This window comes from Marinobacterium arenosum (genome assembly GCF_019795155.1).
Taxonomy (GTDB): Bacteria; Pseudomonadota; Gammaproteobacteria; order Pseudomonadales; family Balneatricaceae; genus Marinobacterium_C; species Marinobacterium_C arenosum.
The window spans coordinates 23,725-33,269 of record NZ_JAILYN010000050.1; the positions used below are offsets into that span (position 1 = coordinate 23,725).

The window sequence follows — 9,545 nt, forward strand, 5'->3', positions numbered from 1 at the left end:
TGAACATCATCCAATAACCAAGCAAATATGTCAGGATTATTCCACACTCCCATTAGCAAGCGCCAGCGCAAAGCGCTTCCGCCAGCTCCCGCGAGCTACGGTAGTCGGTCTTGCCGGAGCCCAGCACCGGCACCTGCGGCACCGGGTAGATCGCCGCCGGCACCATCAGCGGCGCCAAACCGTTCTGCACCAGCTGCTGACGCACCACCGTCGGCTCATGCTCCCCCTCCAGCAGCAGCACCAGTTTCTCGCCCTTCTTGGCATCCGGCAAATTGACCGCCACCAGCGGCAGCTCCGGTGCCTGCAGGCAGCTGCGCACCCCCTGCTCGACGGCGCTGAGACTGACCATCTCGCCGCCCAGCTTGGCGAAGCGGGAATAACGGTCGACGATAGTCAGGAAGCCGTCCTCATCAAGATGGCCTTTGTCGCCGGACTTGTACCAGCGGATACCATCCAGTTCGACCACCGCGTCGGCGGTTTTCTGCGGCGCGTTCAGGTAGCCCTTCATGATCTGGCTTCCGCCGATCAGGATCAGCCCGTCCTCGCCGACCGGCAACTGCTCCAGGGTATCCGGATCGACGATCCGGAAAGTAGAGCCAGGCAGCGGCATGCCGACCGTACCAGGCTTACTGCCGACCTGAACGGTCCACCACTGGGTGTCCAGCTCGTCCGGCAGGTTGACGCTGGCCACCGGGGTGGTTTCGGTGCAGCCGTAGCCCTCGACGATCGGCACATGGAACTTGCCCTCGAACGCCGCCCGCACCTGATCGTCCAGCTTCTCGGCGCCGGCCACCACCACCCGCAGCGACTTGAACATCAGCGGATGCACCTTGCTGTTGCGGGTATAGAGCCGCAGGAAGGTGGAGGTGGCGCACATGAAGGTCGCCTTGTAGCGCGCTACCCCCTTGGCGATATTGACCGCGTCGGTCGGGTCCGGGTGGCAGACCACCGGAATCCCTTCGATCAGCGGCAACAGGCCGGTCACCGTCAGGCCGAAGGCATGGAACAGCGGCAGGGTCGCCATCATGCACTCCTGCTCCTGCACGTTCAGCACGTCGGACACCTGGCGCAGGTTGGCCATGATATTGCGGTGGCTCAGCATCACTCCCTTCGGCGCCCCCTCGCTGCCGGAGGAGAACATGATCGCCGCGGTATCGTCCAGCTGACGACGGGCACAGAGCAACCGCTGCAGCAACCAGGTCGGCAACAGCGACACCATCGCCAGGGTGCCGAGCGCCTCCGCCTTGCCGATATGGGCCTTGATATCCTCCATATAGAGGATGGTGCGGCCTTCAAACAGCGGGTCCAGATCGATACCGCGCCCCTTCAGTTTCTTGACGAACTTATGGGCGGTGACGATGGTATCCACCTCGGCCTGCTCCAGCGCCGCCAACAGCGCCTGCTGACTGGCGGTGAAGTTCAGGTTGACCACCGTTTTGCCGGCCATCAACGCCGCCATATTGGCGATCGAACCGGCACTGGAGGTCGGCATCAGCAAGCCCAGGTTCGGCGCCTTGACCCTGGCCAGCCGGCGCGAGAACAGCGTGCAGGCGGTCAGTAGCTTGCGTCGGCTGAGCGGTTCGCCCTGCACATCGGCGATCGCCATATCGGACATCCCGTAGCGGGCCGAGCGGACGAAGGCATGGGCCAGCGGCTCCAGGCTGTCGGTATGCTGCTGCCAGGCGCTGATCGACAGCTCATGGACCCGCGCCTTGACCTGCGCGGCACTGCTGTCGATCGCCATCGGCTCACCGAAGGCGACGATCAGGTCACGCTTGAGGCCCCGGCTACGCAGGCTGCGCAGCCGTTCGGTGGAGCGGGAGAAGCGGCTGCCCCAGAGGCCGCGCAGGTAGAACGGCACGATGACCCCGTCGGCGCCCTCGCAGGCCCACTCGAAGCCGCGCTTGAAGGAGGCCAGTTGACCGTTGTGGCTGATCGCCCCTTCCGGGAACAGGCAGACCACCTCGCCACGATTGAGCCGCTGGTTGATCTGCTGCATCGCGCTGCGGCTGTTGCCGGACGAGATCGGGATCACCCCGTACAGGTCCAGGAACCATTTCAGATACCAGCGCTCATAGATCGCCCGCTCCATCACGAAGGTTACATGGCGCGGGCAGGCCAGCTGGACAATCGCCCAGTCCAGCCAACTGATATGGTTGCCCAGCAACAACACCCCCTGTCCCTCCGCCGGCATGTTTTCGAAACCCAGCACCTCCAACCGGTACTTGCGGTTCAGCAGTAGCGCGAACATCCGCCGGATCATCGCCTGCGGCAGCAGCACGATCGCCGCCACCGCGCCCAGCACGCCAAACAACGCCAGCAACCAGAGCAACCAGAGGCCGTCGACACCCATATAAGCACAGAATACCGTCAGGCCAAGCGCCAGCAGCATGGCGCTCTTCTCGGTGAAGTTGTAGCCCGCCAGAATACGGCCCAGTTCGGCTTTACCGGCGTTGAACTGCACCAGCGCATTCAGCGGAATCACCGCCAGTGCCCCGCTGATACCGATCAGCAGGAACGCGCCGGCCTGCAACGGCATCGAACGCAGCTGCGGCAGCAGTATCAGTCCCAGCGCCACGCCGACCGCGCCAACCGGAATCAGGCTGAGGTTGATATAGTGGCGCGACCAACGGCTGGCCAGCGCCGAGCCGATCATGATGCCGATGCCGGACAGCGCCATCACGCTCTGGATCACGAAGGTGTTGTGCTGGTCCATATGTTCTTCGGCAAAGGCCGGGAACACCGCCAGCATCACCTGACTGATCGACCAGAACAGCGCCAGCCCCAATACCGACAGGATGATCGGCTTCTTGTCGGTCAGCAGGCCGAGGTTGTCGCGCAGCATCCGGCCGCGGCGGTAGCCGGCCCAGTCGAAGCGGGAGTCACGGTCGGTATCACGCAGCTGCGGCAGCCGGTACGCCAGATAAAGTTCCAGCACCGAACCGGCAACCAGCAGCCAGCCCAGCGGCGCCACCGTCAACAGGCTGTCCTGCGGGTTCATCGCCGGCGCCCCCTCCAGGCGCAATTCGAACAACGCGGAAAACACCACGATACCGGACAGGATCGCCACCATCGTAGCCGCCTGCACCCAACTGTTACCGGCGGTCAGGTTGTCGGTGCCGACCAGCTCCTTGATAAAGCCATACTTGGCCGGGCCGTAGATCGCGCTCTGCAGCGCCAGCACGAAGGTCAGTGCGAAGGCCGGCACGAACAGCCCCAGGTAGTAACAGGCGGTAATCGCCAGGGTGATGCCGACCGCCGCCCAGGCGGAGTAACGCATCACCCGGTTTTTGGGGTACTTGTCGGAGATATAGCCGGCCGGCGTCAGCAACATCACGAACGGCAGCAGGATCAGCCCGTTGACCACCGCCGTCAGCAAGATCTGCAACTCGCCATCATAGGCCTTGAACAGGGTGTTCTGGATGATGATCTTGTGGCCCAAGTCGACAAAGGCGTTGATAAAGGCCACCGCCACGAAGGCCAGGAATCCCTTGATAGTCAGCAACTCTTTCATCGGTTGAACTCCTTATCCGCGCCAGCCGTCAAGGTAGCGGTCGATCAGGTCGGTTACCATCCGCCCGGCGCTGCCGGGGTCGGCATGAAACAGCTTGTCCTTGCTGCTGAGCACCGCGACGCCATGCACGCCGCTCCACAGGGTTCGGGCCGCCAGCTCGATCTCCTGCGCCGGCTGCTCCGGCAGCAGTGCCGCCAATGGCTGCTCGATCAAACCGAACAGTTGCGCGATCGCACCGTCCAGTTCAACCGGTGTCGCCAGCTCCGCCGGGCTACGATGCTCGAACAGCAACGACCAGCGCTGCGGCTGTTGCCCGGCAAACTGCAGGTAGCCCAGCGCATAAGCCTTCAACGCCTCGCGCGGCGGTTTGCCGTCATGCGGCGCCAGCGCCTGCAGCAGCTGCTGCAGGGTACGGCTGTTGATCTGCCAACAGAGATCATCGTAGTTGCGAAACAGCTGGTACAGCGAGCCGACCGAGTAACCGATCGCCGCGGCGATCTTGCGAGTGCTGAGCGCTTCCGCGCCCTGCTCGTCGAGCAGCCGCTCGGCGGCCTGCAGCGCCATCTGCTGCAGTTCGTCGCGGCTGTGATCGTTACGTCGTGCCATCATCTGGCCCTCACTCTTAAACAGCGTTCAATTGAGTTGCAATGAAAGATAGTGAACAGCGTTTAATTTGTAAAGAAATAAATTAAACACTGTTTAATAGTTGTGAGTTGTGAGTTGTGAGTTGTGAGTTGTGAGTTGTGATAGCCAGCCTTCGGCATGTGGCCCCAAGCTCCAAGCTGTTAACTCAGGGCTCTGTGATTGGCCAGGAAACGCCGCTTTGCCCGGCTTATGTGCCAGCCCCTTCAACTGACAAAAAGAGCAAGTTCATTGAAAAATACGGGCAGGCAATCGAGTTGGCATTGACGTTATAATAGCCAGCCCCGATAGACCGACTCCGTATGATGGCACGCAATTACCGATCAACCCGCAAACGCTCCGCCGGCTTGCAGCGACGCCTGAAAAAATGGCTGTGGCTCGGTTTGCTGACCGTGGTGGGTGTGCCTTTACTGGGCTCGGTACTGCTGGTCAGCGGGTTGCGTTTTATCGATCCGCCGGTCTGGGCCTGGCAATTGCAACGCCAGATCTCGCCGCCAGCCAACTACCCGCAGGAGGTGCGCCACCAGTGGGTGCCGCTGGCGCAGATCGCCAAGCCGATGCAACTGGCGGTAATCGCCTCGGAAGATCAAAAGTTTCCACAGCATTTCGGCCTCGACCTGGAGTCGATCGAACGCGCGCTACAAGCCAACCGCGACGGCGGCAGGGTCCGTGGCGCCAGCACCCTGAGCCAGCAGACCGCCAAGAACCTGTTCCTGTGGCCGGCCAAAAGCTATATCCGCAAGGGGATCGAGGCCTGGTTTGCACTGTTGCTCGAGCTGATCTGCGGCAAGGAGCGGATCCTGGAGACCTATCTCAATATCGCCGAATTCGGCCCCGGCATCTTCGGCGTGGAAGCGGCCAGCCAGCACTACTTCAACCGCCCGGCACGTGAACTCAGCGGCAATCAGGCTGCGCGGTTGGCAGCGGTGCTGCCCAATCCCTACCGGCTGCGGGTCCAGCCGCTCAGCCACTACATGGCCGAGCGCACCGACTGGATACAGCGGCAGATGCGCCAACTCGGCCTGCAGACCCTGGCCCAGCTGAACTAATCAGCAAATCCGCGCCAGATTCCCTTTGAGTTCATAGCCATAGCGGTATAGCTTTAGGAATACTCAGCCGTTAGGAAGGATGGTGGCCATGAAAAAACTGAAGAACGAAGCGCTACTGGTGAAGGAAGCACTGCGAATCGGCGCGGTCTACGCCAAGTCCCGTGGCGTCGGCGAGTTCGAAAACACCGATTCCGCCAAGGCCAAGGTGGAGTACCTCTACCGCCTGCTGGTACACGACAAGCTTGTCCAGCCACTGGCCAAGGACCAGGAAAACGAACCCAATATGAAGCACAAGCTGGCGCTCTGGATCTCGCGCCAGCTGCCGGCCGACCACCCGCTGCTCAAAGACTAACGGCATTTCCGCGCCTGATCGGAGTGCACTGGAATCCCCTATCAGCATGACAACCGCGGTGCCGCACCGCTAAGGCCCTTCGTTGACCGAACTGTTCTACACCCTGCCCGATCTGCTGGCACTACTGGTCGTGATTGCCGGCATCGCCCTGCAGACCATCGTCGGTATCGGCTTCGGTCTGCTGGCGGCGCCACTGCTGTACCTGATCGACCCGGCTTTCGTGCCCGGCCCGATCCTGCTGCTGGCCGGCCTGCTGTCGCTGCTGGTGGTGCTGAAGCAACATCAGCAGCTGAGCTGGCGCCGGATAATGCCGGCAATCCTGGCACGCATTCCCGGCGCCTGGTTCGGCGCCCTGCTGCTGGTCAGTGCACCGGCGCCGCTGCTTGGCCTGCTGTTCGGCAGTGTGCTGCTGCTGGCGGTACTCTGCACCTGGCGCCGGTTCGAGCTGCCGCTGAACCGCACCAGCCTGACCATCGGCGGCTTCATCTCCGGCCTGATCGGCACCGCCACCTCGGTTGGCGGCCCGCCGATCGCGATGCTCTATATGAACAGCGACCGTCTCACCGCCCGCAACGAGATCGCCGCCTTCTTCCTGATCGGTACACCGCTGTCGCTGCTGATGCTCGGCCTGGAGGGCGGTTTCGGTTTCAGCCAGTTGGCATTGAGCCTGAAGATGCTGCCGGGCCTGGCGATCGGCTGGGCACTGGGCACCCAGCTGGACTCGCGGATCGATGCCCGCTCGGCCAAGCCGGCGATTCTGCTGATCTCGCTGCTGTCGGCACTGATGGTGCTCTGGGATGCCCTCAGCAGCCTGTTGTAGCCTGGGAAATTTACCCTAACGCGCTGACCTTTAACGGCAATTGGGGTTTAATAGCGCCACTTTCACTCTGATCGATCCAGATCCACTGGATGCATAGCCACTAAGGATTCCGTATGAGCGATCTTAGCTTCCAGCTGAAAGGAAGTGTTGTCAGCATCATCATACTCGAGCTCTACCAGTTCACCCCGGCCGGTTTCGCCGATCAGTTGCGCGCCAAGATCGACCAGGCGCCGCAGTTCTTCGCCCAGTCGCCGGTGGTGATCTCACTGGAGAAACTGAACGCCCCGCTGGCCGATGACGAGCCGTCCCAGCTGCTGGCACTGTGTCGCGAATTCGGTCTGCAACCGATGGCGTTCCGTGGCGGCGAAGTCAACGATGCGATCCGCGCCTGCGGCCTGCCCCAGCTGCCCAGTTCCAGCCGCGCCGACAGCGAACTGCAGATGCCGGCGCCGGTCGCCCCCGCCCCGCAACAGGCAGCACCGGAGGTGGTGGTCAAGACGGTGGTCGAGGAGCGGGTGGTGCAGCGCCCGGCCAAGATTATCGAACGACCGGTGCGTTCCGGCCAGCAGGTCTATGCCGAAGGAGCCGACCTGATCATCCTGTCGCAGGTCAGCGAGGGCGCCGAGGTGATCGCCGACGGCAACATCCACATCTACGGTCCGCTGCGCGGCCGCGCGCTGGCCGGCGTCAAGGGCGACCAGCAGGCCCGCATCTTCTGCCAGCACATGGCCGCCGAGCTGGTCTCCATCGCCGGCAATTTCATGCTCAGCGACAGCCTGCGCAAGCAGCTGTGGCAGCAGCCCGCCCAGGTGGCGCTAAATGGCGACAGCTTGCATCTGAAAACGCTTTAATCGATACTCGCAGCCTGTCGGACTTAGCACTGATCTACTGTGAAAAAGACGATTTTGGCCATTTTTTGAGCTCTTTTTCGTTAAATAGAACCACTATTCGCCTCAAAAGAACTCAAAAACTGTCTCAAAACGTCTTTCCCTCGCTACGATCGGCCAAGCCCGGCAGGCTGCTCGCGAACCGTTAAAGACCACAAAATATAGGAGCTCCAGGTTGGCCAAAATCATTGTTGTAACCTCCGGTAAAGGTGGGGTCGGCAAAACGACAAGCAGTGCTGCGATCGCCACCGGTCTGGCACTGAGCGGATTCAAAACCGTTGTCATCGATTTCGATGTGGGCCTGCGTAACCTGGATCTGATCATGGGCTGCGAACGCCGCGTGGTGTACGACTTCGTCAATGTGATCAAGCAGGAAGCGACCCTCAACCAGGCCCTGATCAAGGACAAGCGCACCAGCGACCTGTACATCCTGCCGGCGTCCCAGACCCGCGATAAGGATGCGCTGACCCAGGAAGGGGTCGAAGCGGTGCTGAACGAGCTGGCGGAAACCTTCGACTACATCATCTGCGACTCCCCGGCCGGCATCGAGAAAGGCGCCCAGATGGCACTGTACTTCGCCGACGCGGCGATCGTGGTAACCAACCCGGAAGTCTCCTCGGTACGTGACTCCGACCGAATTCTGGGCATCCTGCAGAGCAAGTCGCGCCGTGCCGAGCGGGGCGAAGCACCGGTCGAGGAGCACCTGCTGCTGACCCGCTACAACCCGGAGCGGGTCCAGGCCGGCGAGATGCTCAGCGTTGCCGACGTCGAGGAGATCCTGGCGATCCCGCTGCTGGGGGTGATTCCAGAATCCGAAGCCGTGCTGAAGGCTTCCAACCAGGGTACCCCGGTGATCCTGGACCAGGCGTCCGAAGCCGGCCAGGCTTACCAGGACGCCGTACAGCGCCTGCTGGGCGGTCAGCTGGAGCACCGCTTCCTGGAAGTGCAGAAAAAAGGTTTCTTCCAACGGCTGCTGGGAGCTAAGTAATGAGTTTTTTCGACTACTTCCGCAGCAAGAAGCAGCCGACATCCGCCTCCGTCGCCAAGGAACGGCTGCAGATCATCGTCGCCCATGAGCGTGGTAAACGCGCACAGCCGGACTACCTGCCGCAGATGCAGCAGGAGATCATCGAGGTGATCAAGAAATACGTGGCAATCGATCAGGACCAGGTCAATATCCAGCTCGACAACAACGAGAACTGCTCGGTACTGGAACTGAACGTTACCCTGCCCGACTGATCTCTATTTTCATAGCCGCCCGGCAACTGCCGGGCGGCGGCAATTCTTTGCCTTCCTCTCCTCTTACTTCCCTGCCATATATCGTCCACCACCCGCTAACCAATTGAAAACTTGGTATTTTTATAACGCGCACAAGCTGGCACGAAACCTGCATTGCATATTAAACAGCTAAGAAGTAAAAAACCGCTATCTGAACTAAGGACAGGATCAGCAGATCGATGTACACCAACAGCGCCACCGGCCCCCTCAATACCGCGACCAACAGCACCACATCCACCGGCAATACAGCGGCAGTCGGAAACAGCTCGAACGACCAGAATCAGGACGACAATACGGCGGCCACCACCCGCTTCTCCAGCCGGGCGGAAAAGTTCGCGGCGCTGAACAAGGAGTTTTCCATCAGCAACAACCCGTCGTTCAAGGTTACCCCGAACTTTATCAACCGGTTGCAGGAGTATGGCCTGATCAGCGCGCAGGATGCCCAAACGCTGGGCTTCAGTGACAGCGACGATAGCGCGGGCGGCACGCTGGGCGAACTGAGCGACTTTATCGACCGGTTCAGCGACAAGCTGAAACAGACGCACGGCAACGATGGCATCCTGACCACCCTGAGCAACGCCCGCGGCATCATCAACAATTTCGATGGTTCGCTGTCGAAGAGCTTCCCGGCGGATATCAACACCACCGCGGCGGAGATCCACCAGTACCTGAACAGCAATGGTGACAACCTGAGTGACAGCGAGCACAGCTCGCTCAGCCAGCTGGAGAAAGCGCTGACCATCGCCGACAAGCTGAACCCGACCAGCCGCACCTCGGACAATATCAACCGCTATATGGCGATTGCCGGCGGGTTTTAATTGCATCTGCCAACTCGCGCTACCCAAGGACATACCAAGCGCGCTGCTACAAGAGCTCCGAGCTTCGTAGATACCATCTCTCGATTCCGGCCACAACGGCCTTTTACGGCAGTTGTGGTTGGAATTCTTGCTGGTTTTTCACCACACCGAAACAGATGTGTACCAGCTTGCGCATGGCGGCGCCC

General features: G+C 61.1%; 9 protein-coding genes. 7 read left to right on the forward strand and 2 right to left on the reverse strand.

Annotated elements, in window-relative coordinates; genetic code table 11:
* Positions 1-52: 52 nt before the first annotated feature.
* Positions 53-3,514, reverse strand: a complete 3,462-nt coding sequence (locus K6T12_RS17775) for an acyl-[ACP]--phospholipid O-acyltransferase (RefSeq protein ID WP_222224220.1) — start codon at positions 3,512-3,514, stop codon at positions 53-55.
* Positions 3,515-3,526: 12 nt separating this feature from the next.
* Positions 3,527-4,123, reverse strand: coding sequence for a TetR/AcrR family transcriptional regulator (locus tag K6T12_RS17780; protein WP_222224221.1), 597 nt, complete (start codon positions 4,121-4,123; stop codon positions 3,527-3,529).
* Between the two features lie 335 nt (positions 4,124-4,458).
* Here K6T12_RS17780 and mtgA point away from each other — a divergent pair, with 335 nt between their 5' ends.
* From mtgA to K6T12_RS17815, 7 genes are all read left to right on the forward strand, one after another.
* Positions 4,459-5,205: a monofunctional biosynthetic peptidoglycan transglycosylase gene (mtgA, locus tag K6T12_RS17785; RefSeq protein WP_255611876.1), complete on the forward strand. Its 747-nt coding sequence runs from the start codon at positions 4,459-4,461 to the stop codon at positions 5,203-5,205.
* 88 nt (positions 5,206-5,293) lie between these two features.
* Complete coding sequence (locus K6T12_RS17790) at positions 5,294-5,557, forward strand: DUF5062 family protein (protein WP_222224222.1); 264 nt, start codon at positions 5,294-5,296, stop codon at positions 5,555-5,557.
* 82 nt (positions 5,558-5,639) lie between these two features.
* A complete protein-coding gene (locus tag K6T12_RS17795; RefSeq protein ID WP_255611877.1) occupies positions 5,640-6,377 on the forward strand; it encodes a sulfite exporter TauE/SafE family protein in 738 nt (245 codons plus the stop codon).
* 113 nt (positions 6,378-6,490) lie between these two features.
* Positions 6,491-7,228: a septum site-determining protein MinC gene (gene minC, locus K6T12_RS17800; protein ID WP_222224223.1), complete on the forward strand. Its 738-nt coding sequence runs from the start codon at positions 6,491-6,493 to the stop codon at positions 7,226-7,228.
* 211 nt (positions 7,229-7,439) lie between these two features.
* Entirely contained in the window at positions 7,440-8,252 is an 813-nt protein-coding gene (gene minD, locus K6T12_RS17805; RefSeq protein WP_222224224.1) for a septum site-determining protein MinD, read from the forward strand.
* Positions 8,252-8,503 (forward strand): cell division topological specificity factor MinE, encoded by a 252-nt coding sequence (minE, locus tag K6T12_RS17810; RefSeq protein WP_222224225.1) that lies wholly within the window; start codon positions 8,252-8,254, stop codon positions 8,501-8,503. Before minD ends, minE begins: the two co-directional genes overlap by 1 nt.
* A 218-nt stretch (positions 8,504-8,721) precedes the next feature.
* On the forward strand, positions 8,722-9,360 hold the full coding sequence (locus tag K6T12_RS17815) for a hypothetical protein (RefSeq protein WP_222224226.1): 639 nt from the start codon (positions 8,722-8,724) through the stop codon (positions 9,358-9,360).
* Positions 9,361-9,545: the final 185 nt, after the last annotated feature.

Bases quoted from the DNA above. Each gene is read 5' to 3' on its own strand.
- minE (WP_222224225.1), top strand. From the start codon at position 8,252: ATGAGTTTTTTCGACTACTTCCGCAGCAAGAAGCAGCCGACATCCGCC.
- K6T12_RS17780 (WP_222224221.1), bottom strand. From the start codon at position 4,123: ATGATGGCACGACGTAACGATCACAGCCGCGACGAACTGCAGCAGATG.
- mtgA (WP_255611876.1), top strand. From the start codon at position 4,459: ATGATGGCACGCAATTACCGATCAACCCGCAAACGCTCCGCCGGCTTG.
- minC (WP_222224223.1), top strand. From the start codon at position 6,491: ATGAGCGATCTTAGCTTCCAGCTGAAAGGAAGTGTTGTCAGCATCATC.
- K6T12_RS17775 (WP_222224220.1), bottom strand. From the start codon at position 3,514: ATGAAAGAGTTGCTGACTATCAAGGGATTCCTGGCCTTCGTGGCGGTG.
- K6T12_RS17815 (WP_222224226.1), top strand. From the start codon at position 8,722: ATGTACACCAACAGCGCCACCGGCCCCCTCAATACCGCGACCAACAGC.
- K6T12_RS17790 (WP_222224222.1), top strand. From the start codon at position 5,294: ATGAAAAAACTGAAGAACGAAGCGCTACTGGTGAAGGAAGCACTGCGA.